The 26861-nt window shown below is 70.7% G+C and carries 21 protein-coding genes; 12 read left to right on the forward strand and 9 right to left on the reverse strand.

Annotated features, from left to right (window positions below):
- Nucleotides 1-26: 26 nt before the first annotated feature.
- Nucleotides 27-632, forward strand: coding sequence for a response regulator transcription factor (locus ACFOY2_RS45145; protein WP_379534405.1), 606 nt, complete (start codon nucleotides 27-29; stop codon nucleotides 630-632).
- On the opposite strand, the gene ACFOY2_RS45150 is transcribed toward ACFOY2_RS45145, so the two are convergent.
- From ACFOY2_RS45150 to ACFOY2_RS45175, 6 genes are all read right to left on the reverse strand, one after another.
- The gene (locus ACFOY2_RS45150; RefSeq protein WP_379534315.1) at nucleotides 618-2639 is read right to left on the reverse strand and encodes a prolyl oligopeptidase family serine peptidase; all 2022 of its coding nucleotides are present in this window, start codon (nucleotides 2637-2639) and stop codon (nucleotides 618-620) included. The genes ACFOY2_RS45145 and ACFOY2_RS45150 overlap by 15 nt on opposite strands.
- Nucleotides 2636-4303: an ATP-binding cassette domain-containing protein gene (locus ACFOY2_RS45155; protein ID WP_379534316.1), complete on the reverse strand. Its 1668-nt coding sequence runs from the start codon at nucleotides 4301-4303 to the stop codon at nucleotides 2636-2638. The genes ACFOY2_RS45150 and ACFOY2_RS45155 overlap by 4 nt, the downstream gene beginning before the upstream one ends.
- Nucleotides 4300-5943, reverse strand: a complete 1644-nt coding sequence (locus ACFOY2_RS45160) for an ABC transporter ATP-binding protein (RefSeq protein WP_379534317.1) — start codon at nucleotides 5941-5943, stop codon at nucleotides 4300-4302. The genes ACFOY2_RS45155 and ACFOY2_RS45160 overlap by 4 nt, the downstream gene beginning before the upstream one ends.
- Before the next feature lie 76 nt (nucleotides 5944-6019).
- Nucleotides 6020-6151 carry a SapB/AmfS family lanthipeptide gene (locus ACFOY2_RS45165; protein ID WP_173522393.1) on the reverse strand — a complete coding sequence of 44 codons (132 nt, stop codon included), beginning with the start codon at nucleotides 6149-6151 and terminating at the stop codon, nucleotides 6020-6022.
- 5 nt (nucleotides 6152-6156) lie between these two features.
- Nucleotides 6157-8679: a class III lanthionine synthetase LanKC gene (gene lanKC / locus ACFOY2_RS45170; RefSeq protein ID WP_379534318.1), complete on the reverse strand. Its 2523-nt coding sequence runs from the start codon at nucleotides 8677-8679 to the stop codon at nucleotides 6157-6159.
- A gap of 140 nt (nucleotides 8680-8819) precedes the next feature.
- Nucleotides 8820-9950: a sensor histidine kinase gene (locus tag ACFOY2_RS45175; RefSeq protein WP_379534319.1), complete on the reverse strand. Its 1131-nt coding sequence runs from the start codon at nucleotides 9948-9950 to the stop codon at nucleotides 8820-8822.
- 218 nt (nucleotides 9951-10168) lie between these two features.
- On the opposite strand from ACFOY2_RS45175, the gene ACFOY2_RS45180 reads away from it, so the two are divergent.
- Nucleotides 10169-11137: an aldo/keto reductase gene (locus ACFOY2_RS45180; RefSeq protein ID WP_379534320.1), complete on the forward strand. Its 969-nt coding sequence runs from the start codon at nucleotides 10169-10171 to the stop codon at nucleotides 11135-11137.
- A 38-nt stretch (nucleotides 11138-11175) separates the two neighbouring features.
- Entirely contained in the window at nucleotides 11176-12855 is a 1680-nt protein-coding gene (gene polX, locus ACFOY2_RS45185) for a DNA polymerase/3'-5' exonuclease PolX (RefSeq protein ID WP_379534321.1), read from the forward strand.
- Between the two features lie 7 nt (nucleotides 12856-12862).
- Here polX and ACFOY2_RS45190 read toward each other — a convergent pair whose 3' ends face one another.
- Entirely contained in the window at nucleotides 12863-13423 is a 561-nt protein-coding gene (locus ACFOY2_RS45190) for a GNAT family N-acetyltransferase (RefSeq protein WP_379534322.1), read from the reverse strand.
- A gap of 230 nt (nucleotides 13424-13653) precedes the next feature.
- On the opposite strand from ACFOY2_RS45190, the gene ACFOY2_RS45195 reads away from it, so the two are divergent.
- The 3 genes from ACFOY2_RS45195 to ACFOY2_RS45205 all read left to right on the forward strand — a co-directional run bounded on the left by ACFOY2_RS45195 (nucleotide 13654) and on the right by ACFOY2_RS45205 (nucleotide 17518).
- Nucleotides 13654-14700 carry a sulfite oxidase gene (locus ACFOY2_RS45195; protein WP_379534323.1) on the forward strand — a complete coding sequence of 349 codons (1047 nt, stop codon included), beginning with the start codon at nucleotides 13654-13656 and terminating at the stop codon, nucleotides 14698-14700.
- A 141-nt stretch (nucleotides 14701-14841) separates the two neighbouring features.
- Nucleotides 14842-16533, forward strand: a complete 1692-nt coding sequence (locus tag ACFOY2_RS45200) for a WS/DGAT/MGAT family O-acyltransferase (RefSeq protein ID WP_379534324.1) — start codon at nucleotides 14842-14844, stop codon at nucleotides 16531-16533.
- 55 nt (nucleotides 16534-16588) lie between these two features.
- Nucleotides 16589-17518, forward strand: coding sequence for an aldo/keto reductase (locus ACFOY2_RS45205; protein WP_379534325.1), 930 nt, complete (start codon nucleotides 16589-16591; stop codon nucleotides 17516-17518).
- Nucleotides 17519-17578: 60 nt separating this feature from the next.
- Here ACFOY2_RS45205 and ACFOY2_RS45210 read toward each other — a convergent pair whose 3' ends face one another.
- Nucleotides 17579-18586, reverse strand: a complete 1008-nt coding sequence (locus ACFOY2_RS45210) for a polyprenyl synthetase family protein (RefSeq protein WP_379534326.1) — start codon at nucleotides 18584-18586, stop codon at nucleotides 17579-17581.
- Between the two features lie 369 nt (nucleotides 18587-18955).
- Here ACFOY2_RS45210 and ACFOY2_RS45215 point away from each other — a divergent pair, with 369 nt between their 5' ends.
- Entirely contained in the window at nucleotides 18956-20326 is a 1371-nt protein-coding gene (locus tag ACFOY2_RS45215; protein ID WP_379534327.1) for a cytochrome P450, read from the forward strand.
- On the forward strand, nucleotides 20323-21891 hold the full coding sequence (locus ACFOY2_RS45220; protein WP_379534328.1) for a prenyltransferase/squalene oxidase repeat-containing protein: 1569 nt from the start codon (nucleotides 20323-20325) through the stop codon (nucleotides 21889-21891). The genes ACFOY2_RS45215 and ACFOY2_RS45220 overlap by 4 nt, the downstream gene beginning before the upstream one ends.
- On the opposite strand, the gene ACFOY2_RS45225 is transcribed toward ACFOY2_RS45220, so the two are convergent.
- A complete protein-coding gene (locus tag ACFOY2_RS45225; protein WP_379534329.1) occupies nucleotides 21888-22919 on the reverse strand; it encodes a terpene synthase family protein in 1032 nt (343 codons plus the stop codon). The genes ACFOY2_RS45220 and ACFOY2_RS45225 overlap by 4 nt on opposite strands.
- A 190-nt stretch (nucleotides 22920-23109) precedes the next feature.
- Between ACFOY2_RS45225 and ACFOY2_RS45230 the strand changes: the two genes are divergently transcribed.
- From ACFOY2_RS45230 to ACFOY2_RS45245, 4 genes are read left to right on the forward strand one after another with little or no spacing between them, the layout of a single operon-like run.
- Complete coding sequence (locus tag ACFOY2_RS45230) at nucleotides 23110-25494, forward strand: sensor histidine kinase (protein WP_379534330.1); 2385 nt, start codon at nucleotides 23110-23112, stop codon at nucleotides 25492-25494.
- A complete protein-coding gene (locus ACFOY2_RS45235) occupies nucleotides 25491-25910 on the forward strand; it encodes a roadblock/LC7 domain-containing protein (RefSeq protein ID WP_379534331.1) in 420 nt (139 codons plus the stop codon). The genes ACFOY2_RS45230 and ACFOY2_RS45235 overlap by 4 nt, the downstream gene beginning before the upstream one ends.
- Nucleotides 25907-26284, forward strand: a complete 378-nt coding sequence (locus ACFOY2_RS45240; protein WP_357817599.1) for a DUF742 domain-containing protein — start codon at nucleotides 25907-25909, stop codon at nucleotides 26282-26284. The genes ACFOY2_RS45235 and ACFOY2_RS45240 overlap by 4 nt, the downstream gene beginning before the upstream one ends.
- Entirely contained in the window at nucleotides 26265-26852 is a 588-nt protein-coding gene (locus tag ACFOY2_RS45245) for a GTP-binding protein (RefSeq protein WP_379534332.1), read from the forward strand. The genes ACFOY2_RS45240 and ACFOY2_RS45245 overlap by 20 nt, the downstream gene beginning before the upstream one ends.
- The last annotated feature ends 9 nt before the right edge of the window (nucleotides 26853-26861 follow it).

The raw sequence follows: 26861 nt of genomic DNA on the forward strand, positions 1-26861 counted from the left end.
AGCCTGGTCGACCGCAAGGACGCATGGTGATTCGAACGTTGCTCGCTGAGGACATGCACCTGATACGAGGGGCGCTCGTGGCGCTGCTGGCTTATGAGGAGGACATCGAGGTCGTCGCCGAAGTCGAACGCGGAGATCGTATTCTGGCCGTGGCCGAGGCCTGCCGCCCCGACGTGGCGGTGATCGACATCGCGTTGCCCGGCAAGGACGGGCTCACCGCCGCGGGCGAGCTGCACGAGAAGTTACCCGAGTGCGGGGTCCTGATCCTGACGGGCGTCGGCACCCCTGGGCTGCTCAAGCGGGCGCTGGACGCGCACGTGCGGGGGTTCATGGCCAAGGACGCGCCGCCCGAGCGGCTGGCGGACGCGATCCGCCGGGTCGCCGAGGGCGAGCGCGTCATCGACTCGGAGCTGGCGATCGCGGCCATGCGCTCGACTGAGGCGCCGCTGACACCGCGCGAGCTGGACGTGATCGGCGCGGCGGCCGACGGGGCCTCCATCGGCGAGATCGCCGCCTCGCTCTACCTGACCGAGGGCACGGTACGCAACTACCTGGCCAGGACCACGTCCAAGCTCGGCGCGCGCAGCCGGATCGACGCCATCCGCATCGCCAGGGAGTCAGGCTGGATCTGAGCCGGCGGCAGCGTCAGGGTCGGTGCCGTTCGGGGCAGTGTGCGCGGCCAGGAAGGCCAGGACGTCGGCCGCCAGGCCGATCGAGCGGCTGACCGCCCGCGCCCCGTGCCCCACGTCGAGCTCGTGCCTGAGCAGGATCGGCCGCTCTCCCCCGCTGGCCCACTGCATCGCGGCGCACATCTTGCGCGCGTGCATGGGGTCGACCCGGCTGTCCCCGGCCGAGACCGTGAACAGCGTCGCCGGGTAGTCCGTGCCCTTCCTGACGTGGTGGTAGGGCGAGTAGGCGAGCAGCCAGCCGAGCTGCTCGGGGTCGTCGGGGTCGCCGTACTCGCCGGTCCACGAGGGGCCGAGGCCGCTGCGGTGGAAGCGGGCCATGTCGAGCAGCCCCGCCGAGCACACGGCCGCCGCGAACAGGTCGGGCCGCTGGGTGAGGGCGGCCCCGACGAGCAGGCCGCCGTTCGACTCGCCCCAGATGCCGAGCCGGTCGGGCGTCGTCCAGCCGTCGGCGATCAGCTTCTCGGCGGCGGCCACGAAGTCGTCGAAGACGTTCTGCTTGCGCTCCAGCATGCCGTCCCGGTGCCAGGCCTCGCCCTCCTCGCCGCCGCCTCTCAGGTTGGCGATGGCCAGCACGCCGCCCGCCTCGACCCAGGCCAGGGAGTCGGCGGCGTAGCCGGGCATGAGGGGGATGCCGAAGCCGCCGTACCCGCTGAGGATGGTCGGCCTGGGCCCGCCGCGCGAGGGCCCGGCGACGACGACCATGCGCACGCGGGTGCCGTCGGCGGAGTCGTACTCGATGTGGTGGCTGTGCACGTCGTGCAGCGTGACGCGGCCGGGCGCGGCAGACCAGAGGGTGGTGGCGTCGGTGCGGGCGTCGTAGCGCCAGATCTCGGCGGGGGTGACGGCGTCGGTGTAGGCGAACCACGCCTCGGGGCCTCCGTCGGGGCGCGCGGTGAGCGAGGCGATCGAGCCGCTGCCCGGCAGGGGCACGGTGCCCAGGCGTTCGCCGGTGCGGGCGTGGTGCACGGCGATCTCGCCGACCGCGTGGCGGGTCCTGGAGACCAGCAACCGCTCGCCGTCCAGCAGGGTGAACGCGCCCAGCACCGCCTCCGGGTCCTCGGGGATCAGCTCCCGCCAGGCGCCCGGCTCGGCCGGGTCGGCGACGCAGAGCCTGCGCCGGGGCGCGTCCCCGTCGGTGAGCAGGTAGAGGCGGCCGTCGCAGGCGACCGCGCCCGCCGTGCGGGCGTGCGCGCTCTCCTGCACCGGACGGGGCCGCGGCCTTTCCGGGTCGCCGCCGGCCAGGTCGGCCAGCCAGAGCGAGTTGCCCGACGCCGTGCCCGCGGAGATCGTCAGCCAGCGGCCGTCGGCGCTGATCTGCACGCCGTACGAGATCGGGCCCAGGCCGAAGACCGGCGTGTCCGCGGCGACGCCGACCCTGCGCAGGCGGATCCCCTCGTGGAAGCGCACGTAGTAGAGCGCCCGGCCGCCGGGCAGCCAGGCGACCGCCGAGTAGCGGCAGCCGCCGATGGGGCCGTCGACGATCTCGCCGGTGTCGACGTCCATGACGTACAGGTCCGCCTTCTCGTCGCCGCTGCGCGAGATCTGGTACGCCAGGAGGCGGCCCTCCTGGTCGGGCTGCCAGTCGTCCAGTGTGGTCAGGCCGGTCGGGTCGAGCTCCATGGGGTCCAGGACGATCCGGTCGTCGCAGTAGAGGACCGGATGCTCCTGCGAGGCGGACTGGCGCAGGTGGAAGCGCCTTTCTCCGCGCCACACCGGCGGGGTGACCAGGCCGGTGTCCTTGAGCTCGTTGAGGCGGGCCAGGAAGCCCGCGCGGCCGGGCAGCCGGGCGGCGCTGTCGTGCCACAGTTCGTCCTGGGCGGCCTGCCAGTGCTGGGTGCGGGGGTCGGCGGGGTGTTCCAGCCAGCGGTAGAAATCGTCGACGTCACGGCCGTGGAGGCGGTCGGTGACGGGCCGGCGTTCGGCGGGCGGGTATTCGCTTGGAAATTTCATGAAACGGGCTCCGGGTGCCAGTGGCCGGCCAGGTCGGCGTAGAGCGGCGAGAGCCTGACCAGCTCGTCGTGGGTGCCGATCGTGACCTCGGCTCCGTCCATGAGCAGGACGCGGGGGGCGCGCAGGGCCGAGGTGAGGCGGTGGGCGACCACGATGAGCGTGCCGCCGCGCCGCGCGAACGCCTGCTCCGCCCGCGCCTCGGCGGCGGGGTCGAGGTGGCAGGTGGCCTCGTCGAGGATGATCAGGGATGCGGGGGCGAGGTAGGCGCGGATCAGGGCGACGAGCTGCCGCCGGCCGGCCGACAGAGCCGCCGGGTCGACCTCGGCGTCGTACCCGCCGAGGTCGGCCACCAGCGCCTGCGCCCCGAGGGCTTCGACGGCGGCGTCCAGGTCGGCGTCCGGTTCGCTGAGGTAGGTCAGGTTCTCGCGCAGCGTGCCGCGGAAGACGTACGCCTCCTGCGGAATCAGCACCCGCACGGCGGGATCGACGCGGCAGGCGGGCACGCCGCCGATGAGCGCCTCGCCGGAACCCGGCCGCAGCACGCCGCTGACCAGGCCGGCGAGCGTGGACTTGCCCGCGCCGCTCGGCCCCACGACGGCCAGGTGGTCGCCCTCCCGCACGGTCAGGTCCAGGCGGTCGACGACCGGGGCGGATCCGGGGCCGTAGGAGAAGGTGGCCGCGCGCAGGCGCACCTCGCCGGTGCGGGGGCTGATCCTGGACGCGGGCGGCGTGGCGGGCGGGCCCGAGTCGAGGATGCGCGCCAGCGTGGCGGCGAGCCTGACGCCGCTCACGCCGAGCCCCTGCACCAGGCCGCCGAGCGCGGGGGCCAGCGACTGCGTCACGTACGCCAGCGCCCCCACGATCACGCCGGCCCCGACGCCCTCCCGCAGCAGCCATGGCGTTCCCGCCAGGATGAGGACGACGGGCAACCAGCCGCCCACGGCCAGCGCGGCGGTCCGTACGGCCGTCACCGAGGCCAGCGCGCGGGCGGCGGCGGCCTGCGCGCCGACCTCGTCACCCAGGCGTCGCGCCGTCCGCGCGCCCAGGCCGCACGCCGCGATGTCGCGCAGCCCGCCGGCCACGGCCGTCATCTCCTCCGACAGCCGCTCGTCGGCCAGCAGAAACGCCCGCTGCCGCCGTGCCAGCGCCGGCAGCGAGACCAGGAACAGCCCGAGGCCCGCCGCGAACGGCGGCAGCACCAGCGCGAGCGTCTGCGGAGCCAGCGTCAGCAGCCCGAGCACGACGCTGACGACCGTGAACGCGAACCCCCGCACGGTGGTGACCACGGCGGCGAAGGCGTCCCTGGCCAGCTCGACCTGCAGCCCGGCCCTGGCGACCCCGGCGCTGTCGCGGGCCGGCTCCCGCCGCACGGCCCCTTCGACCACGTGCGTCAGCAGGTCGTCGCGGAACGGCTCCGCCACGCCGGCCACGGCCAGCACCACCTGCCGCGCGGCCACGGCGGCCACCAGCCACGTGACGCCGAGCGCCGCCAGCCAGCCCAGCCCGATCATGGGCCGGCCCGGCGCGAACCCGTCCTCGATGGCCCGCGCGACGGCATGCCCGATGAGGAAGGCGGGCGCGGCCTCCAGCACCGACCAGAGCCCGATCCTGACGAGCAGGCGCGGCTCGCGCCGCAGCGCCCGCCAGAACCCGATCGGCTTCATGACGCCGCTCCCTGGAAGATCGCCCGGTAGCCGGGCTCCCGCCACAGCAGGTGGTGCGCGCCAACGGCGCGGACCTTCCCGTCCTCCAGCCAGACCACCTGGTCGGCGCGGGCGGCCGTGGCGAGCCGGTGGGCGGCGATGAGCCGGGTGCGGCCTCCGGTGGTGAGCGCCCTGCTGACCTGGCGCTCGGTGACGGTGTCGAGGCTCGAGGTGGCGTCGTCGAGCACCAGCAGTCGCTCGCCCCTGGCGAACGCCCTGGCCAGGCCGAGCCGCTGGCGTTCGCCGCCGGACATCGGGGCCTCGCGCAGCGGGGTGTCGTAGCCGAGCGGCAACCGCCGGACGAAGGTGTCCGCGCTGGCGGCCACGGCGGCCCGCCGGTGACCTGGCCCGATGGCCTCGGCGATGGTGGCGCCGAGGAGGACGGGGCGTTCGAAGGCGTAGCCGATGGCCCTGTTCAGCTCGCCTCTGGACAGCTCGCGCAGCGGGACCCCGTCGAGCAGGACGGTTCCGCGTTCGGGGTCGGCCAGACGGCCCGCCAGGGCGGCCAGCAGGGATTTGCCCGCCCCCGACCGCCCCACCACGGCGGTGACCGTCCCTCCGGGCAGCGTCAGGTCGCCGACGGTCAACTCGCCCACCGCGACGTCGCGGAACTCGACCGTTCCCTGGCCGGGCGGGAGCGTGCGCGGTCCGTAGGCGACCGGTGTCAGGGCCAGGACGTCGGACACCCGTTCGGCGGCGGCCCGCGCCCTGGCCAGCCCGCCGACGTGACCGAGCGCGGTGCTGAGCGCGGCCCCGAGCACGGCGTAGCGGGCGGCGGCGTACAACTCGCCGACGGTGAGCTGCCCGGCGGCGAGCATGAACCCGCCGGCGATCAGCACGCCGACCTCAAGGAGCGGCACCACCAGGCCCGCCTGGACGGCGGCGGTCGCGTTGGCGCGCCACAGGTCCATGCCGTGGGCGCGCAGCCGGGGCAGCGGCGCCAGCACCCGCCGCGCCTCCCGGTCCGCGGTGCCGGCGGCGGCGATCGTGCGGGCGCCGTCCATGGCGTCCACGAGCCTGGCGGCGATCTCGCCCTGGACCTGCTGGTATCCGCCCGCTATCGCAGTCGTGGCACGCAGGAAGGCGCGCAGGGCGAGCAGGATGACGACGATGCCCGCCCCGAGCGTGAGCGTCAGGACGGGGGCGATGAGGGTGAGCATGACCAGCGCGCCCACGGTGGGGACCAGGAGGGCGACGGCGCTGATCACCGTCTCCGGCGCCCTGCCGACCTCCTCGGTGTTCAGTCCTGCCCGGGAGACGAGTTCACCTTCGGGGAAGCGGCGGGTGGCCGCGGGGCCCGCGCCGAGCACGTGCCGCAGGACGCCGAGCCGGAGCGTGGCCGCGGCGTGGGCGCCGCTGGCGCCGCGCGCCCAGACGCCGAGACTTTCGCAGAGCATGACCACGACGACGAGGCAGACGCAGAGCGCCAGCCAGGAGGTGCCGTCCGGCCGGCCGGAGACGAGCGTGTCCACGGTACGCCCGATGGCGTACGGGATCGCCAGCTCACCGGCCGCCCCGGCGACCGCGGTGAGCGCGAGGACGGCCGGCCATGGGCCGTTGCGCCGTACCGCGCCGATCACCAGCCGGTCTCCTGCCCGCACCCCGCGCCTCCCTCGTCGATCCGGTTTCGCGCGATCCCCGCGCCGTCGTGGACGGCGCGGGGATCGATATATCGGTTCAGTGGCAGAGAGCGACACTGAGGTTGCTCGGCTTGCCGGAGTGGCAAGTCAGAGCGGTGAGCGTGCTGCCGCCGCTGGCCACGTCGCTGGCCGCGGGAGCCTCGAGACCCTGAAGGTCGAGAAGCACCATGTGTGTTACACCTCCTTCCGGGGTGAGTCGGGGGCAGGCCGCCCGGGAGCGGCCTCCAGGAACGGCAGGTGGCCTGACTGGCCGCCCATCACCACGGCGAGGGCGAAGAGCACGCCCGCCGTTCCGGTCGAGAAATCCATGGACAGGCGCAGGAGCTGGTCTCCGGGGAAGGCGAGCCCGCCGCCGTACGGCAGCGCGTGCCACCTGAGCCCCTTCACCTGGGCCTGTGGGTCGCCGGCGCGCGCGGCGAGGATGCCCGCGCGGCCGGTGAAGAGCCCTGACTGGACGAAGAAGCCGGCGCGTCCGACGAGCCGCAGCTCGGCCAGCGCGGTCGCGAACGCCTCGTCGTGCCGGTGCGCGAGGTAGCGCTCCAGCACCAGGGCGATGCCGGCGGAGCCCTCGTCGAGGTAGGGCAGCAGCCGCCACCCCTGGTTGACCTGGAGCGAGCCGTCCTGGGCGTGCCTGCAGCGGTGCAGGTCCTGGCGGAGCGCGGTGGCCGCCAGGTCGAGCAGCGCAGGGTCGCCGGTGTGCTCGTAGGCGCGCAGGAACAGCAGCGCGGGGCCGGACGAGCCGTACATCAGGCCGGCGCGCGGATGGGTGCCGCCGCTGATCTCGGAGACGGGGCCGCCGAGCCGTTCCGCGCAGATGTCCACCGCGCGCAGGGCGAGGTCGGCGCGGCCGAAGTGGAGGAGGTTCAGGCCGACGCCTGACAGGCCGGAGTACAGGGCCGACTCCAGGTGCTCCCACTTCTCGCGCAGGCAGACCTCGATGAGGTCGCGGGCGTCCTGGTGGTGTCCGAGCAGGTCGAGGACGTAGGCGATGCCGTGCAGGCCGTCGTACACGCCCAGGCCGGAGCCGGGGACCGGGTGGCGGGCCCGCTCGCGCAGCCAGCTTTCGTACTCGGGGAAGGGGCCGAGCCCGGCACGGTCGAGGGCGAACAGCACGCCGGCCGCGCCGTGGGCCAGGTTGAGGCCGCCTCCCGGCTGGAACTGGGCCACGTCGCCGGGGAAGAGCCGGTCGTCGCGCTCGGGGGTGGCGGAGGCCACGATGGCCCGGCGCATCGCCTCGCGCAGGTCGGGCCAGGTGTCCGGCATGGGCGCGCCGGGCGCCGCTTTCTCGCCGCCCGCGATGGTCGAGACGGCCTGGTCCACCGTCTCGGCGGGGACGGGGAACGTCTCCTTGACGAGCTCGCCGAGGTGGGCCACCTTGGGCCGGTGCAGCGGCAGCATGATCGTGCACTGCGGCGCGAACAGGCCCAGGCGCAGGCAGGCCAGCGCGTACCGGTCGATGTCCACGCCGTGCCGGTCGGCGGGCGGGGCGAAGGCCGGGTGGGCGAGCGCGGCGCGGGCCCGGTCGTCGGCGAGCGTGGCGACCTCGTAGTCGATCAGCGCCACCCGGCCGTCGTCGGTCAGCAGGATGTTGTCCGGGTGCAGGTCGCCGAAGACGACCCCGCGCTCGTGCAGCGATGCGACCGCCTTCTCCACCTCGCGCAGGGTCTCGACGGCCCATGCGGTGTAGTCGGCCAGGTCCTGCTCTGTGCAGGTGGCGCGGGTCAGCGGGTAGCGGAAGACCAGGCGGCGCTGCAGCGGCGTGCCGTCGACGAACTCCTGCACGAGGAAGTGGTGCTCGCCCAGCGTGAAGTAGCCGTGCACGGCGGGCGCGGCGGGCAGCCCTGACAGGCGTTCGAGGATGTCGCGCTCGTGTTCGAGCCTGGCGACGGCGTCGCGTCCTGCCGCGTCCAGCCCGGCGTGGGGCCTGGCCTCCTTGAGCACCACCCGCTCCCCCGTGCGGGTGTCGCGTCCGAGGTAGACGCCGCCGCCGTTGGAGAAGTGCAGGACGCTTTCGACCTGGTACGGCAGCCCGCCCAGCGTCACGGAGTTGCGCGCGGCCAGGTGGGGCTCCAGGAAGGCGGGCAGTGTCGTCCACGGCGGCACCGAGAACGTGGCCCCGCGCACGTCGGGCACCAGCCGTCCATCGCCGTCCTCGACGGCCAGCACGCGTTCGCCGGCGGCGGACAGGCAGTGGCGTTCGGCGAAGCCGCCGTACCTGACGAACAGCGGGCCGGTGCCGTAGCGCAGGTCGCTGAGGATGTAGGGGCCCTTGACCTCGCGCAGGAGCTCGTCGAGCTCTTTGAGCACGAGTTCGAGCTGGGCCTCGTCCCTTGGGTAGACGGTGAGCAGCTTGCCGCTGGACGCCCGGGAGGCGGCCTTGGAGTTGACCATGACCAGGACGGCGACACCGCGCAGGAACTTGAACGCGATTCCCCGCGACAGGCAGTAGTCCCGGACGGCCGCGATGGCCTTTTCCGCGTCTTCCACCCGGGCGGAGACGTGAATCTTCCAGCCTTGGGCGGGCAGCGCCGGCGCGTCGTCGGGGGCGAAATAGGCCCAGGTGTCGGTGAGTGCGGTGGACCAGCGGGCGGGTACGGATGCGCGCAGAATGGGGTAGTCGGCGTCGGCGGCCGTGCTGTGCTCCAGCGAGTCGTAGAACCGCTGGTCTACCAGGCAGTACAGCTCGTACTTGTCCATTGTGCGCGGACCTCCAGGGGGGCGTGCTCAAAAGATTGCCGCCCTGGAGCGATTCGGTCTAGTTACACGTAACATTGACGAAATATGCTTAATGAACTTGCATTTGTGCGTTTTTCACAATGTACCGGGCGAACGAATGATTACCTCTTCCGTGGGACGTACACCGTGAACGCGAATTGGCCGCTCCGCGACGAGGTGGCCTCCAGCCAGCCGCCCAGCTCCTCCACGCGTTCCGCCAGGTTCGCCAGGCCCTGGCCCGCGTCGCCGGGGCGGCGCGGCGGGCGTACCCCGTCGTTCCTGATCGTCAGGCGGACCATTTGGTCACGTTCCAACAGATGAATCGTGCACTGGCGGGCCTCGGCGTGCCGCAGGACGTTCGTCACGCCCTCGCGCAGGGAGTGGGTGAGCGCCTCCTCGACCTCCCTGGGCAGGTCGCGACAGGCCACCCTGACCTGACAGCGCACCTGCACCGACTCCAGCAGCGAACGCGCCGAGCCCAGCTCGGCCGCCAGCGAGGAGCCGCGCAGGCCGTGGGCGACGGCCCTGACGTCGGCCGACAGGCCGCGCAGCAGCTCGACCGTCTCGTTCGCCTCCTCCTGAGCCCGCTTGTCCCCTTCGGCCACCAGCCGCTGCACGAGCTGCGCCTTCAGCACCAGCACCGTCAGCCGGTGGCCGACCAGGTCGTGCAGGTCGCGGGTGAAACGCCGCCGCTCCAGCACGACGGCCCTGCGCATGACCTCGGTGCGCGCGTCGGCCAGCTTCCTGGCGCGGGTGGCCAGCGTCACCAGGGCGTACTCGAGCAAGCCGAGCAGCGGGCTGACGACGGCCCAGATCGGATCGATACTGGAGCGTTCCGGAGCGGCGAGCAGCACGAGGCCGCAGCAGATCGCCAGCACCACGAGCACGATGGACCGGATCCGGGCCGCGACGATCAGCAGCGCGCCGACCAGCAGCGCGCACACCGGGGTCCACGCCGCCCCGAACACGGTCAGCGGCAGGTATGTCAGCCAGGCCTGGATCGCCACCAGCCACCACGAGCCCGCACGGCGTGCCGGCGTCTCCAAGATGAACCTGCCGTGCAGCGTCAGCAGGACCAGCAGCGCGATCGAGCCCTCGACCAGCATCCCCGCCCCGGCCAGCCCGATCTGGATCGGCACCATCAGGCCGACGCACCCCGCCACCAGTCCGGCGCCGCCCACCCACGTGGAAGACGTGACGATCTTCAGTTTGGAACGTGCCCGTGACAGGAACCCACGGTGTGTGTCCTCCACCCCACCCCCGGTAAGCGGTCGGAAACGCCTGATCCGGCCGCCGGCATCGGGCCGCGCGGCTTCCTTCCTGCTCGCACGGGTTGGCGCCCCGCCGCCCCGCCCCCCTAATCGACCCGATCAACCTCTGCCCTGTAAAGGCCATTGCCGGTTTTGGACAGTCATGACTCAAGGTTGGACATAGCGGTTAAGCAGTACGTTCGCCCCATATGGTGAGCGGTATGGATTTTAGGAGACTTGGTAACACCGGTTTGAACGTCTCGAGGATCTGCCTCGGCATGATGAGCTACGGCGACCCCGCCCGGCAGGAATGGGCGCTGGCGCAGGACGAGGCCGAACCGCTCATCCGCAGGGCCGCCGACGCCGGTGTGACCTTCTTCGACACCGCCGACGTCTACAGCCGCGGCGAGAGCGAGGTCGTGACCGGCAAGGCGCTGCGCGCGATCTTCCCCCGGCGCGAGGACTACGTCCTGGCCACCAAGGTCTACTTCCCCATGGGCAAGGGCGCCAACGACCGCGGCCTGTCGCGCAAGCACATCCTCGCCGGCATCGACGCCTCGCTCACCCGGCTCGGCACCGACTACGTGGACCTCTACCAGATTCACCGCTGGGACGATGAGACGCCCATCGAGGAGACCATGGAGGCCCTGCACGACGTGGTCAAGGCCGGCAAGGCCCGCTACATCGGGGCTTCGTCCATGTGGGCCTGGCAGTTCGCCAAGGCCCAGCACGTCGCCGAGAAGAACGGGTGGACGGCGTTCGCATCGATGCAGAATCACTACAACCTGCTCTACAGGGAGGAGGAGCGGGAGATGCTCCCGCTCTGCGCCGACCAGGGCGTGGGCGTGATCCCGTGGAGCCCGCTGGCCCGCGGCGTGCTGGCCAGGGCCGGCGCTTCGGCCACGACCGCCAGGACCGGCTCGGACGGGCGCATCGAGTACCTGTACGACCCCGAGAACGACAAGCTCGTCCTCGACCGGGTGGCCCAGGTGGCGGGCGAGCGCGGGCTGCCGGCCGCGCAGATCGCGCTGGCCTGGCTGCTCCACCAGCCCGCCGTCACCGCGCCGATCGTCGGGGCCACCAAGGACCGGCACGTGGACGACGCGGTGGCGGCCGTGTCGGTGTCGTTGTCGCAGGAGGAGCTGGACTTCCTGGCCGAGCCGTACCGGCCGCGCGAGGTGCGCTTCTGAAGCACAAGATTGTCAGACCCGCGCCCTAAGGTAAGGGCATGCGGGCAAATGAGGAGGCGGCGTCGGCGCTGCAGGAGTACGCGGAGCTGTTCGCGCTCTGCGGTGGCGACGCCTTCCGGGTGCGGAGCTATCAGAAGGCGGCCAAGGCGATCGCGGGGTTCCCGGAGGACATCTCGGTCGTCGACGTGCGCTCCGTGCCCGGCGTGGGCGAGGCGATCGCCAAGAAGATGGAGGAGTTCCTGCGGCGCGGAAGCTTCCGGCAGCTCGACGACCTGCGGGGCCGGGTGCCCGAGGGCGTGCGCAGGCTGACCCGGGTGCCCTCGCTGGGGCCGAAGACGGCGATCATGCTGTTCGAGGACTACGGCATCGACTCCACGGCGGCGCTGAGCGAGGCGATCACCTCCGGGCGGCTCGACGGCGTCAAGGGCCTCGGCCCCAAGACGCTGGCCAACCTGCTCAAGGGCATCGAGCAGATCGAGCAGGCCGGTCGCCGGGTCCACGTCGGCGTGGCCATGTCCCTGGCCGAGCAGGTGATGGGGTCGCTGAAGGCCGAGCGCATGACCTACGCCGGGTCGTTGCGGCGGATGAAGGACACCATCGGCGACATCGACATCCTCGCGGTGGCGCCCGAGTCCATCATGGACGACTTCCGCTCCCAGCCCTACGTCGCCGAGGTCATCGCGGCGGGCGAGAAGAAGACCTCCATCCGCACGACCTCCGGCATCCAGGTCGACCTGCGCGTGGTGCCCGCCGCCTCGTGGGGCGCGGCCATGCAGTACTTCACGGGCTCCAAGGAGCACAACGTCGCCATCAGGGAGATGGCGGTCAAGAAGGGCTGGAAGCTGTCGGAGTACGGACTGTTCGAGGGCGAGCGGGTGATCGCCGCCGAGTCCGAGGAGGACATCTACGCCGCGCTCGGCATGCAGTTCGTGCCGCCGCCGATGCGTGAGGACGGCGGCGAGGTCAAGGCGGCGCTGCGCGGCGAGCTGCCCACGCTGGTGGAGCTGGCCGACCTCAAGGGCGACCTGCACACCCACACCGACCTGACGGACGGTATCGCCTCGCTCGACGACATGGTGGCCGCCGGCCGCGCCCGCGGCTACGTCTACTACGCGGTCACCGACCACGCGCCCGATCTGGCGATGCAGCGCATGACCCTGGACAAGGCGCTGGAGCAGCGGGGCAGGGTGGCGGGGCTCCAAGAGAAGTATCCCGACATGCGGATCCTGCACGGCACCGAGCTCAACATCGCCCCCGACGGGTCGGTCGACTGGCCCGCTGAGGTGCTGCGGGAGTTCGACGTGTGCGTGGCCTCGGTCCACTCCCACTTCCGGATGTCGCGCGAGGAGATGACCCGGCGCTTCATCACGGCCTGCGAGAACCCGTACGTCGACATCATCGGCCATCCGACGACACGCAAGATCGGCAAACGGGAGCCCGTGGACGCCGACTGGGACGCCGTCTTCCGCGCCGCCGCCCGCACCGGCACCGCCATGGAGATCGACTCCTTCCCCGACCGCTCGGACCTGCCGGCCGATCTGGTGCGGCTGGCCAAGCATCACGGGGTGAAGTTCTCCATCGACAGCGACTCGCATGCCATTCCGCACCTCGACAACCAGCGGTTCGGGGTGGGGATCGCGCAGCGGGCCTGGTTGACCACGGACGATGTCATCAACACGTGGCCGCTTGAGCGACTGCTGACGTTCTTGGGCCGGTGACGGGATGTCAGCTTGTGAATGAGGACAGGAGGGCGGTGCCGAGGGTCTGCTCGGCGCCGAACTCCTCGAAGGTGCTCTCGCGGCGGAAGCCGAGGCGGGCGGCGAGTTTCAGCGAGCGCTCGTTCGCGGTCTGGGTCACGATCAGGACCGGCTGGTCGGGGAGTTCGCCGGCGGCGGCGCGCAACGCGGCCGTCGCGGCCTCGAACGCGAGCCCCGCGCCCCACGCGCTTCGCCGCAACACATAGGACAGTTCCAGTTCTTCGCCATCCTCGGTGATGTGCCCCGGCCGATCAGCGGATCGGCGATCGAGCATCAAGGTTCCGATGAGGCGGTTCGTCGGGTTGTCCGCGATGACGTAACTGCCTGGCCGGCCGGTCGCACCGGCGATGCCGACCGCGTCGAAGTACCGCTCGACGTCGTCCCGGGGTCGTGGGCCGCCGAGGTAGGCCCGGACCTCGGGGTCGGTGAGGAGTTCGACGAGCCCTTCGCGGTCCGTTTCGTGTGCTTTGCGGAGCAGGAGGCGATCCGAGGGGATCTCCGTGGCGGACAGCGTGGTCAATAGGCTCACGAGCCCCCATCCTGACCGTGAACGCCCTGCCGTTCAACCGCGGGTTTCCTGACCAGGACCTGGTGTGGAAAGCGGTTCTCCGGCCCAAGAGGTCGGGTAAGGCATGAGGCGAAGAGATGGAACGTTCCCGCATCATTCAGACAGATTTCGGCAACGAGGGATGGGCGTAGACAGCGCGAGGGGATTAAATGGTTTCCAGGTAGGAAATAGGTATTACGGAGGTGGTGTCCATGAAGCAAGCCCTGGCGACGATCGTGAAGCCGCTGCCCGATCACCTGTTCAGGGTGCACGGCGTGAACGCGGAGATGCGATGGGAAGCCATGTCGGGGCAGGGCTACCACACCCCGAACGACCGGTTCTTCGTTCGGAACCACACCTCCACCCCGCTCATCGACGCCACCACCTGGCGGCTGCGGCTGCACGGGGCGGGCATCCGACGTCCGCGCGAGTTCAGCTACGACGAGCTTCGGGCCATGCCGTCCAGGACGTTCGACGTGGCGATCGAGTGCGCGGGCAACGGACGGCGCTTCTACGGGACGCAGCAGCGCGACCCCGTGCCCGGCACGCAGTGGGGTCTGGGGGCGATCGGAGTGGCGCGCTGGCGCGGGGTGCCGCTGAGGTACCTGCTCAGGCAGGTCGACGTACGCCCCACAGCCGTGGACGTGCTGCCGAGCGGGCTCGACGCGCCGTTCGAGGGGTACGGGCACGTCCGCAGGCCGCTGCCGATCGACAAGGCCATGGACGACGTCCTGGTGGCCTACGAAATGAACGGCGAGCCGCTGCCGCCCGACCATGGTTTTCCCGTGCGCCTGGTGGTCCCGGGATGGGTGGGAATAGCGTCCATCAAATGGCTTGGCGACATAGAGGTTTCAACGACGGAGCTCTTCACACCATGGAACACAGTTTTTTACCCGGACATCACCACGCAGTCCGTCAAGAGCGCCTTCGAGCTCGCCTGGAATGCGCGCCTGCCCGTCGGCCGCTTCCACATCCTGCACGGCAGGTCCTGGTCCGGACGGGGCCGGATCGTCCGGGTGGAGGTCAGCTTCGACGGCGGCGTGAGCTGGCGTGAGGCGGAACACCACGGCCAGCACCTGGTCAGCGCCTGGCTGCCCTGGCATGTCGGGTGGGCGCCCCGGCGTACGGGAGCACATGTGCTCATGGCGCGCGCCACCGACGAGACGGGCGCCAGGCAACCGCTGACGACGCCACGCCATCCCTACGGGTACCTGTTCGACGCGGTCGTGCGCCATCCCATTGACGTGGTCAATGGATAGGAAATTATCACCCAAGCCGCTGAGCTGGACATTCCACAATCACCCGTGCAGCGCACCTGAATTCATCTGAAAGACTCTCACGGAAACGTTCCGGAAATCCCCCTATGTGATCCTGCAGGCAAGAGGGGGAAAGGAGAGTAGATGCGCCAGCTTACGGCACTTGACGCCCAGTTCCTGAATGTCGAGACGACGACCACCACCGCGCACGTGGCCGGTCTGGCGATCCTCGACTCGGGCGACGGCGCGGTCAACCGTGCCTCACTGGCGGAACTGCTGGCCGAACGCGTGCACCTGTCCCCCGCGCTCAGCCTTCGACTGGCCGAGGTCCCCTTCGGGCTGGATCACCCCTATTGGGTGGCCGATCCGGATTTCGATGTCGACAACCACCTGTTCGAGCTGACGTTGCCCTCTCCTGGCAGCGACTGGCAGCTGGCCGAGGCGGTGGCCGAGCTCCACGCCCGCAGGCTCGACCGGGCGCACCCGCTGTGGGAGATGTACCTGATCCACGGGCTCGGGGACGGCCGGGTCGCCGTGTACACCAAGGTGCACCACGCGGCCATCGACGGCATCTCGGGCGCGGAGACGCTCGCCACCTTGCTCGACCTCACCCCAGACGCCCGCCGGGACGCCTCAGCCCATCAGGAAACCCAGGACGCCTCGGCCGGGCCGGCTCCGGCACCCCACGACGACTCGCCCGGCTCTGACAGCCGCACAGCCGTCAGCGTGAACCCCCGTACCTCCGCATGCATGGACAAGGTCGGGCGCGGGCGGCAGGAAGGTGCGGTGTCCGCGCGGCGGGAAGCCGTCGTGCGCGCGCGGCAGGAGGCCCTGGAGCTGGCGCGAAGCAAGGCGCCCAAGGTGGAGGCGGGCAGGCCGGGGCTGATCGGGATGCTGGCGGGAGCCGCCGTGCGGACGGCCACGCACCCCATGCTCGCCGTCCAGTCCGTGGTCAGGGCGGCCGGAGACCTGGACGCCATCCCGCTGGCGGCGGCCATGCCCGGGGCGAAGCTGATCGCCAAGGCGGCGCGGATGGTCTCGGGAGACCGGCACCAGCGGCCGGAACTCCCGAACCTCGCCGTCCCGCGCACCCCGTTCAACGGCCCGATCAGCGCGCGCCGTCACCTGTCGTTCGGGTCGCTGTCGCTCAAGGACGTCAAGAACGTCGCCAGGGCCAACAGCATGAGCGTCAACGACGTCGTCATGACGCTGTGCGCGTCGGCGCTGCGGTCGTGGTTGCGCGAGCGTGACGCGCTCCCGGAGGGGCCGCTGATCGTGGCCGTTCCCGTGGCGGTGCGCACGGCCGGAGCCGAAGACAAGGTCGGCAACCAGATCTCGGCCATGGTGGCGCCCATGCCCACACACGTCCAGGATCCCGTGGAACGCCTGCAGGCCGTCGGCGCCACCATGGGCAAGGCCAAGCGGCGTTTCGCCGTGGCGCCTGCGACGTGGTTGAGCGAGCTGTGCTCACTTCTGCCCGCCCCGGTGACCAGTCTGGCCACTCCGGCGATCTTCCGGCTGGCGGGGCTGGCGTTCCCGCCGATCAACCTGATCATCAGCAACGTACCGGGGCCGCAGTTCCCGCTGTACCTGTGCGGCGGACGGGTCCTGTCGTACTACCCGTTCTCCGTCCTGACCGACATGAGCGGCGGCCTGAACATCACCTGCTTCTCCTACGACGGCATGCTCGACTTCGGCATCGTCGCCTGCCCCGAACGCATGGACGACGTCTGGGGGCTGCTCGGCCACCTGCGTACGGCGCTCGACGAACTGCTGGACGATCGGGTGAGCGACGAGTTCCGCGACGGCGTCGTGATCGATCTGGCGGCCGGTTAGCCGACGACCGGGGTGCCCTCGAAGCCTCCTCATCGGGTGCGCGGATAATGACGGGATGAGATCGATCAGCACCACGGCTCTGTCCGTTTTCCCGATATCGCTCGGCACGAACGTCTTCGGCTGGACGGCCGACAAGGAGACCTCGTTCGCGGTCCTGGACGCCTACGTCGAGGGCGGCGGCAACTTCATCGACACCGCGGACGTCTACCCGTACTGGGTGACGGGCGAGTCCACGTCCGAGGCGATCATCGGCGAGTGGATGGCGGCGCGCCGCAACCGCGACTCGCTCGTGCTCGCCACCAAGGTCGGCATGCTGGAAGGGCTGCAGGGCCTGGCTCCCGCGACCATTCGCACGGCGGTGGAGGACTCGCTGCGGCGGCTCCGCACCGACCGTATCGACCTCTACTGGGCACACGTGGACGACCAGGACACGCCGCTGGTGGAGTCACTCGCCACCTTCGACGCGCTCGTGCGCGAGGGCAAGGTCCGCTACGTGGGCGCGTCCAACTACGGCGCGGCCCGGCTCGCCGAGGCGCTCAAGGTCTCCGACGACGAGGGCCTGGTGCGTTATGTCGCGTTGCAGCAGCCGTACAACCTGGTCGAGCGCGACTACGAGGGCGCCCTGCGGGACGTGGTGGCCAGGGAGGGGCTGTCCAGCACGCCGTACTTCGGGCTCGCGCGCGGCTTCCTGACCGGCAAGTACGCGCCCGGCGTCACCGTCGACTCGCCGAGGGCCGGGGTGGCCGCCCAATACCTGGACACGGCGCACGGGCGCAGGACGCTGGACACGCTGGCCAAGGTGGCGGCGGAACGCGACGCGGCCCCGGCCGCGGTGGCGCTGGCCTGGCTCGCCGCCCAGCCGACGGTCACGGCGCCGATCGCCAGCGCCCGCAACGTCGAGCAGTTGGCGCCGCTGCTGGCCGCCGCCTCGCTCACGCTCAGCGCCGACGAACTGGCCCTCCTGGACGAAGCCTCCCGTCCCTGACCCCGCTCGAACCCCGAACGGCCCGGGATCCCTGGTGGGGTCCCAGCCGTGGGGGGAAGGTCAGCGGACCCGGTGGACCAGCGACTCGCACACCGCACGCAACTCCACCGCCTCGGGCAGGCATTCGTCCATGATCCGCAGGGCCGAGGAGATGTACCGCTCCGCCATGGCCTCGGCCGAGGCACGTCCGCCGACTTCCGTCACGAGGCGCGCGGCCTGGTGTACCGCGTCGTCGTCCGGGAGCCCGGCCGCCAGCAACGCGGCCAGTTCGCGCGCTTCCGGGTGGTCCGCGGCGAGCGCGGCCAGGACGGGGAAGGTCTTCTTGTCGCGCCGCAGATCGTTGTGAACGGGCTTTCCTGTGACGTCAGGTTCACCCCAGATGCCCAGCATGTCGTCCACGATCTGGAACGCCACCCCCAGATCCCGCCCCATCTCCCACATGCGATCCGCGAGCGCGGGCGCGCCTCCCAGGGCCACCCCCGTCGCCGCCGCGGCCCCCAGCAGGCCGCCGGTCTTGCCCGCGGCCATCTCGACGTATTCGGAGATCGTGACCGCACGGGGGCCGTGCCAGGGCCGGTTCTCGAAGGCCATGTCGGCGGTCTGCCCTTGGACGAGCTCGACCAACGCCGCCGACAGGTACCTCATCGCCTCGGGCCGTCCGGCCAGCTCGTGCACGGCCAGGGCCAGCAGCGCGTCGCCGGCCAGCAGCGCGGGCCCCACCCCGTAGGCCTTCCAAAGCGCCGCGCGGTGCCTGCGCCGTTCGTCGTGGTCGATGATGTCGTCGTGCGCGAGCGAGAACGCGTGCACCAGCTCCACCGCCACCGCGGCCGGCAGCCCCGATTCCGCGCCGCCTCCGACGGCTTCCGCGGCGAGCATGGCCACGGCCGGCCGCACTCCCTTGCCGCCGTCCCTGTCGTCCGGCCTGCCGTCGGCATCAGACCAGCCCAGGGCGAAGGCGGCCATCTGGGCGCCCCACGGGTGCAGGGCCGAGACCGCCTCGCGCAGGGCGGGCTCGAACAGGCTTCGGCAGCGCGTGATGGCACCGTCGGACGACGGACTGTGATTCAACGGGAGCTCCTACCCAGGTACGATCTTGAATCTACATGCACAAGCATGTGACAATCCACCCGTCGATTGACTTTTGTCAGGGAATGTCCGTGGTCTGCGATGGACACCGTACGCGACGAAGGAAGTACCCGTGGCGATCATCATCCGCCAGACGCGCTACTCTGGCAGCCGTCGGACCCCCTGGCCGCAGGAGACCCGCCAACCGCCCAGGACAGATCCCCGAGAGTCGCGAGGACAAGCGGACATACATCCCCATATTCCCCAGACTTGATCAAGTCCGACTTTTCATGCGATAGTACCTCAAATACTGCCAATATCCGCATAGCCGACTCTAAGTTGCATATCGCACCCGGATCGGGGACCGCCACCATGTCGCAAGCTACGAGCGCCACCGCGACCAGCCCGCAAGTACTCCCCTTTTACAAGGCCATCCCCCGGCTGGTGAAAGACCCCGTCACCGAGCTGGCGAAAATGGGCGTCGAGGCCAACGGGCGAATCGTCCGGCTCGACCTGGGCCCCTTCCGCCCTTACCTGATTTCGCATCCGGACCACGTCCAGCAGGTACTCAAGACGGACTGGAGCAACTTCGTCCGCGAGGGCATGTTCTGGCGGCCGGTGCAGCGGGTCACCGGCCACAGCATCCTCGGCGAGGGCGACGGCTGGGCCTCCACGAGGAAGATCCTCCAGCCCCTCTTCACCGCCCGGTACACCGCCTCGCTGGCCGAGGACATGGCCGACATCATCTCCGAGTGCATCGTCGAACTCGAGGACTTCGCGCGGACGGGGCGGCCGATCGACGGCGGTCACCAGATGACCACGATCGTCAACCAGGCCGTCATCAAGGTCCTGTTCGGCGGCCGGATCTCCCGCGACACCGCCGAGCGGCTGGCGCCCGAGTTCGCCACGTGCGCCACCTCGATCGGCTTCCGGCTACTCGTCCCCTTCGCCCCGTACTCCATCAAGGTTCCAGGAGACCGCGCGTTCCTGCGGTCGGCGAAGAAGATCGACGAGATCGTCTACCCGCTCATCGAGCAGGCCAGCCGGGAGAAGTCGCACAGCAACGAGGTCGTCTCGGAACTGCTCACGGCCCGGATCGAGCAGGACGGCAAGGCCGACCTGCGACAGGTGCGCGACGACCTGGTGAGCATCTACGGCGCCGCCTCGGAGACGACGGCGATGTCGCTGACCTGGCTGTGGTCGGTCCTGCACGAGCACCCCGAGGTGAACGCCCGGCTGCAGGACGAAGTCCGGCGCGTGGTGGGCGACTCCGAGGTGCGGCCCTCGCACGTCGCCGAACTGAAGTACCTGCGCATGGTCCTGCAGGAGCTCTTACGCGTCTATCCGTCGGCCTGGATCATCCCCCGCCAGACCGTGGCCGACACGGAGATCGGCGGCGTCCGCATCAAGGCCGGCTCGCAGGTGCTGGTCAGCCCGTACACCACTCACCGGCTGCCGGAGTTCTGGGACCGGCCGTCGGAGTTCGACCCGGAGCGCTGGGCCAACGAGAAGGCCGAGCGCCGCCACCGCTACTCCTTCATCCCCTTCGGCGCGGGCCCACATGTCTGCCTCGGCCAGCATCTGTTCTACGTAGAGGCGCCGTTGGTGATCGCCAACCTGCTGAGCAGGTACCGGCCGGTGCTGACCAACCCGCAACGGCTGACCCCCATCCCCGGGGCGTCCGTCCGGCCCAAGGAGAAGCTCCTGCTGCAGCTGGAGCCGATCGAGCGGAACGCGGCGTGACCGTCGTGGGCATCACCGCAGAAGGGACGCAGGACAGCTCCGCGGTCGCCGCCGAACTGGTCACCAGCCTCATGCTGCGACCGTGGGGGCAGGTCTCGTCGTCGGTCTACGAGACCGGCCGCCTGGTCTCGCTCGCCCCCTGGCTGACCGGCCATCTGGAGCGCATCGATTACCTGACCCGGACGCAGGGGCGGGACGGCGCATGGGGCGCACCCGATGGGTACGGCCTGGTGCCGACCTTGAGCGCCACCGAGGCGATCCTGGCCGCGCTGACGCGCGATGACCCCGGCACGGACCGCCCTGGCCTCGCGCACACGGCCGAGCACGGCCTGCGCGTACTCGCCGCCTGGCTGAACAAGCGCCTGGATCTTCCGGACATGCCGGCGATCGAGCACATCGTGCCCTCCCTCGTGGCGCTCATCAACCGGCACGTCGAGATCCTGGCGTGCCACGCGCCGCTGCCGTTGCCGGAGGGGATGAGCTACGACACCCTCCAGCGGGTCAGATCGTGGGTCAAGGCCGGCGTACAGGTCCCCGAGAAGCTGCTCCACGCTCTGGAGATCGCCGGCGAGGAGGCCACGGGGGCGCCCGGCATCCACCCCACCCCCATCGGCAGCATCGGCGCCTCGCCCGCCGCGACGGCCGCCTGGCTGGGCGCGCCCGGCCGGCCCGACGAGCACGAGTCGGCGCGCGGGCATCTCGAAGCGGTCGTCCGCCGCCACGGCGGCCCCGTACCCGTCGGACTGCCCATCACCGTCTTCGAGCGAGGCTGGGTGCTGAGCTGGCTGCTCCGCGCGGGCGTGCAGGTCGAGGCGCCGGCGGAGATGGTGGCCGACATCAGGGCGTCGATCGGGCCCGCCGGCACGCCCGCGGGGCCGGGGCTGCCCGCCGACGCGGACACGACGTCCGTGGCGCTCTACGCGCTGGCGCTGCTCGGCGTACCGCACGAACCGGACAGCCTGTGGGAATTCCGCTCGGGAGCCCACTTCTCCACCTGGCTCGGCGAGCAGGGCACCTCGGTCAGCGTCAACGCCCACGTGCTGGACGCCTTCGGCGAGTACGTACGCCGCAGGCCCGCCTCCGCACCTCGCTACGCGCAGACCATCACAGAGGTGGCCGCCTGGCTACGAGAGCGGCAGCAGCCGGACGGCAGCTGGACCGACAGGTGGCACGCCTCGCCGTACTACGCCACCGCCAGCTGCGCGATGGCACTGGACGCCTTCGGCGGGCAGGAGTCGCAGAGCGCGGTGCGCGCGGCCGTCGCGTGGGCGCTGGACACCCAGCGGCCGGACGGCTCCTGGGGCCGCTGGCAGGGCACCGCCGAGGAGACCGCGTACGGCATGCAGATTCTGTTGCTGGCCGGGGATGACACGGATGCCCGGTACACGCGTGCCGCGCACCGGGGACACGAGTACCTGTCGCGGTCGACGGTCGACGAGCATCCGCCCCTCTGGCATGACAAGGACCTCTACACGCCGCTGGCCGTGACACGCGCCGCGATGATCGCCGCTGCCCACCTCTGCCGTCGGTCGCACAACCCGGCCCGCGGCGGAGACACCGGTTAATCGCTGTGTGTGTCCACGTCGGCCGCCAGATCCTGGACCGTGTACGCGTGCGTGTCCCTGGCCATGTACCAGCCTCCGTTGAAGGCCACGCTCCTGCGCTGCCCGTCCGCCGCCCACGCCAGTTCGGCGGGCAGGACGGCGAGCGCCTGCGCGAAGGCCGCGTTGAGATCGGCGATGTGCGCCGAGACCCGCTCTACCGCGGCCTGCGTGCTCATGCCGGCGCGTTCGAGGATGAGCACGGAGTTCGGCTTGCCCTCGTCCTTCTCCCGCTGGAACGTCCTGACATCGTTGGCCAGCCGCAGACACGCCGCGCCGAGATCGGTGACCGGTCCGATGACGCGCCAATGGGCGGCGTCGGCGGATTCCGGCCCGCAGATCCCCAGCGCCGCCAACCACCACGTGTGGTAGAGGATCGTGAGCCCGCCGTTGGCCAGGTACTCCTCGTACGCCGGCCAGGGCCGGCCACCCGTCGCCCAGAGGCGTTCCCTGGCCATGGCGGCGCCCGCGAGTTCGAGCTGTTCCCTCAGGTCCGGCACGTACGCGGCGGCGCCGTCGTAACCGCGCAGGCGAGCACACCATGCCTGCCAGGCGTGCAGCACCTGTTCCATCGGCTCCGAAACGCGACTCCCGGACGGCGCGCCCGCGAGGATGGCCGACAACCGCTGGAACAGTGCGGCGACGTCGCCGGGGGTCGATGCTCCCGCGACGTTGTCGGCGATGTCGTCGACCCCGAACAGGATCGCGGTCAGGGAGCCCAGATCGGCGATCTGCTCCCGCCGCGCCCGCGGGAACGTGGCCGCCGCCGACAAACAGCTGAACGCGAGCCGGCTGGCCGCGCTGTCGCCATCGGCGAACAGGGCGGTGTACGGCCGCAGCAGCCGTGCCGCCTCGGGGACGGCATCGAGCGCGGCCTGCAGAACGGCGCCCCTGTCCGCCTCGGGCACGCCGGCCATCTGGTGCGATCGTGCAAGCAGCCGGTCCGCGAGGTCGTTGCGGATGCTGAAATACGTCGAGGCGGGGTCACTCACTTGGGAAGTGTACCGATTGTTGACCTACATTTACCAATAATGTCAAAAATCGGATATATCCTAGCAAACTGATTGATCTTGCTTGAGGCATACTTTGCCGTTGCGCTAGAGTTCCGTGATCCATACAGTCCGGATCGTCGCACGTCCTGACGGCCGAGACACACGATAAGACATTCACCGGGTGGGTATAATGGGCTTCCGCAATACGCGACTGCGGACCAAAGTCACGGCTCTGCTACTCTCCCTCGCGGCGTTGTGGGTCTTCGCGGCGTGGGTCACGCTCCGCGAGGGCGTCAACCTCCTGTGGGTCACACAGCTCGACACCTATGTCGTCGGCCCCAGCGAGCCGTTGCTCGTCGAACTCCAGAAAGAGCGCCGGGTCTCGGCGGTCAGGTTGAGCGACAGGTCCACCCGCTTCCGCAAGGACATGGATACCCAGCGTAAGCGAACCGACGCCCTGGTGGCCGAGTTCCGGGAGGCTGCGGGCGCGGGAGTGGTCTCCCTGGCCCTCGACAACGAGGGTGAGCAACGACTCAACGACGCTCTCAAGCGGCTCAACTCGATCAACGGGATCCGCAAGTCCATCGACGCGGGCCGGATTGACCGGGTGCAGGCGACGAACGCGTACAGCGACGTCATCAACCCCATCTACGGCCTGTACGGCTCGCTGGCGACCCTTGACGACAAGGACCTCGCCCAGCACGTACGCGGCCTGCTCAGCCTGAGCCGCGCCAGAGACGTGCTGACCAGGGAGGACGCGCTGCTGGCCGGCGTGCTGGCCGAGGGCCGCCTCACCTCGGCCGAGCAGGCGGAGTTCACCCAGGCCGCGGGCGCCTGGCGCATCGTGGCCGACCAGGCGGCGAACGACCTGCCGGCGGACGAGCGGGCCGCGTACGACAACCTGATCAGGGGTCAGTCGTTCGCCCAGCTCACCGCCATGGAAAAGCAGATCATGGAGCAGGATCCGGGCGCCGTGAACCTGCCCTTCCGCGCCGAGGCGTGGAAGGCGGCGACCGACCGCGCGCTGACCGACTTCAACACCATGGTCCTCACCGCCGGCGACCGGCTCGTCGACAGGACTGTCCCCGTGGCCGTCAACGTCGTCGTCCGGCTGGTCCTGGCCGGCGGTCTCGGGCTCATCGCGGTCATCGCCTCGATCATCCTGTCCATCACCACGGCCCGCGCCCTGTTCACCCAGCTCCAGAAGCTGCGCGACGCCGCACACGAGCTGTCCGACGACCGCCTGCCCGGCGTCGTCGAGCGCATCGGCCGCGGCGAGGAGGTCGACCTGGCCAAGGAGGCGCCGGCGCTGGACTTCGGTGACGACGAGATCGGGCAGGTGGGTCAGGCGTTCAACACCGTCCAGCACACCGCCATCAGCGTCGCCGCCGAGCAGGCCGAGCTGCGCCGCAGCATCCGCGACATCCTGCTGAGCCTGGCCCGCAGGACGCAGGGCCTGGTGCACCGGCAGTTGACCGTGCTCGACGTCATGGAGCGGCGCGAGACCGACCCTGAGGAGCTGAAGGAGCTCTTCCGGCTCGACCACCTCGCCATCCGCATGCGGCGCAACGCCGAGAACCTCATCGTGCTCTCCGGCTCGGCGCCCGCCCGTACGTGGCGGCGCTCGGTCCCCATGGTGGACGTCGTGCGTGGCGCGCTGGCCGAGGTCGAGGACTACACGCGCGTCACGCTCATGCCGATGGGCGACGTCGTGCTCGTCGGCCGGGCCGTCGGTGACGTGATCCACCTGCTCGCCGAGGTGATCGAGAACGCCGTGTCGTTCTCGCCGCCCTACACGAACGTGCAGGTCAGCGGCCAGCTCGTGGCCAACGGCTACGTGATCGAGATCGAGGACCGGGGTCTGGGCATGAAGCCGGAAGACCTCGACTCCGCCAACCAGCGCATCGCCGACCCGCCCGAGTTCCGCATCACGGGCACCGCCCGCCTGGGGCTCTACGTGGTCAGCCAGCTCGCCAGGCGCCACGACATCCAGGTGGTGCTCAAGTCGTCGCCGTACGGCGGGACCACGGTCGTGGTGCTGCTGCCGCAGGAGCTCGTCCAGCTCGACCCCACGCCCGAGCCGCAGGAGAGCGGCGGCACGGAGCGGCTGCCGCGCAGGGCGACGGCGGTGGCGACCGCGGCGCGGCCTGGCACGGCGGAGAACGTGCGTATGCTCAACGGACAGGAGAACGTGCGCGCCCTCAAGCCGGCGCGCCAGTCTCCGGTCCCCCCGCAGGGGCCGGCCCCTGCACGCCCCTTGTCGGCCGCCCCCACGCCCGGCTCCACGCCCGTTCCGACCCCGGAACGACCACGACAGGAAACGCCAGCGGAAGAACCGGAGCAGCAGCCTGTGGCCGAGTTCACGCCGTCAGGATTGCCGCTTCGAGTGCCTCAGGCCAACCTGGCGCCAGCGCTGCGGGACGACACGCCCACGCAGCCCGATTTGGAGGAGGACGATGACGAGCGCTCGCCGGAGGAGATCCGCGCGATGATGGGATCTCTGCAGTCAGGCACCCGTCTTGGCCGTACTGAGGCGGCCAAGATGCTGGATGAGCAGCAGGGAGGTGACACATGAGCCCCAGCTCTGGCACCGACCTCAACTGGCTGCTCGACGACCTTGTCGGCCGGGTGAAGGAGGCCGACCACGCGATCGTGCTGTCGTCCGACGGCCTGCTGATGGCCTCGTCCGCGGGGCTGCAGCGGACCGACGGGGAGCACCTGTCGGCCGTGGCGTCCGGGTTGCAGAGCCTGGCCAAGGGCGTCTCGGAGCACATCTCCGGCGGCCCGGTGCGGCAGGTCGTCGTGGAGTGGCGCAACCAGTTCCTCATCGTGACGAACGCGGGAGAGCGGGCGTGCCTGGCGGTGTTGTGCGCGCAGAACGCCGACATCGGGCTGATCGCCTACGAGATGGCGATGATGGTCGCCCGGGTGGGCCAGTACCTCACCTCGGGCGCCCGCAACGCCGAGGCCGCCGCCAGGAGCGACCGGTGAGAGGGCCGGACGAGCCCACGGACGAGCACTGGGTCGATCCTGAGATCGTCCGGCCCTATGTGGTGACCCGTGGCCGTACCCAGCCCGCGCACGGCAAGTTCGACCTGATCTCCATGGCGCTGGCGATCGGGCCGCCGCCCGGCCCCGACGCCGGGCTCGACCCCGAGCACCTGCGAATCATTCAGCTCTGCCGTGAGCCCAAGTCCGTCGCAGAGATCGCCGCATATCTGGACCTGCCGGCCGGCACGATCCGGGTGCTGCTCGGCGACCTGTTCGACCGCGAACTCGTCTCTGCCCAGGAACCACGATCCGAGGTGGATATGCACGACATGAAGTTGTACAGGGCGGTGCTCGATGGCCTTCGTTCGCTCTGAGCGTCGGCGGCTGCCGACGGCGATCAAGATCCTGATCGCGGGCGGCTTCGGCGCGGGCAAGACGACGATGGTGGGCGCTGTCTCCGAGACCCGGCCGCTGCGGACCGAGGAGGTTCTGACCGACCGCGGCATCGGCGTGGACGACATCTCCTCGGTGGAGGCCAAGAACACCACCACCGTGGCGATGGACTTCGGCCGGATCACGCTCGGCTCCGACTACGTCCTGTATCTGTTCGGCACTCCGGGGCAGGAACGGTTCTGGTTCGTGTGGGACGAGCTGGCCGAAGGCTCGCTCGGGGCGGTCATCCTGGCCGACACCCGCCGACTGGCCGACTGTTTCCCCTCGGTCGACTACTTCGAACGGCGCGGGACGCCGTTCGTGGTGGCGGTCAACTGCTTCGAGGGCTCGCCCACGTTCCAGCTGGAGGAGGTACGGCTCGCGCTCCAGCTCAACCCGTCGATCCCCATCATCATGTGCGACGCCCGCAAGCGTGATTCCAGCAAAGAGGTGCTGATCTCGCTCGTCAAGCACTCGGCCCGGCTCCGGGCCGAACCGGTCGGAAGCTGAGTTCCCCCG

The organism is Nonomuraea purpurea (genome assembly GCF_042650645.1).
GTDB lineage: Bacteria > Actinomycetota > Actinomycetes > Streptosporangiales > Streptosporangiaceae > Nonomuraea > Nonomuraea purpurea.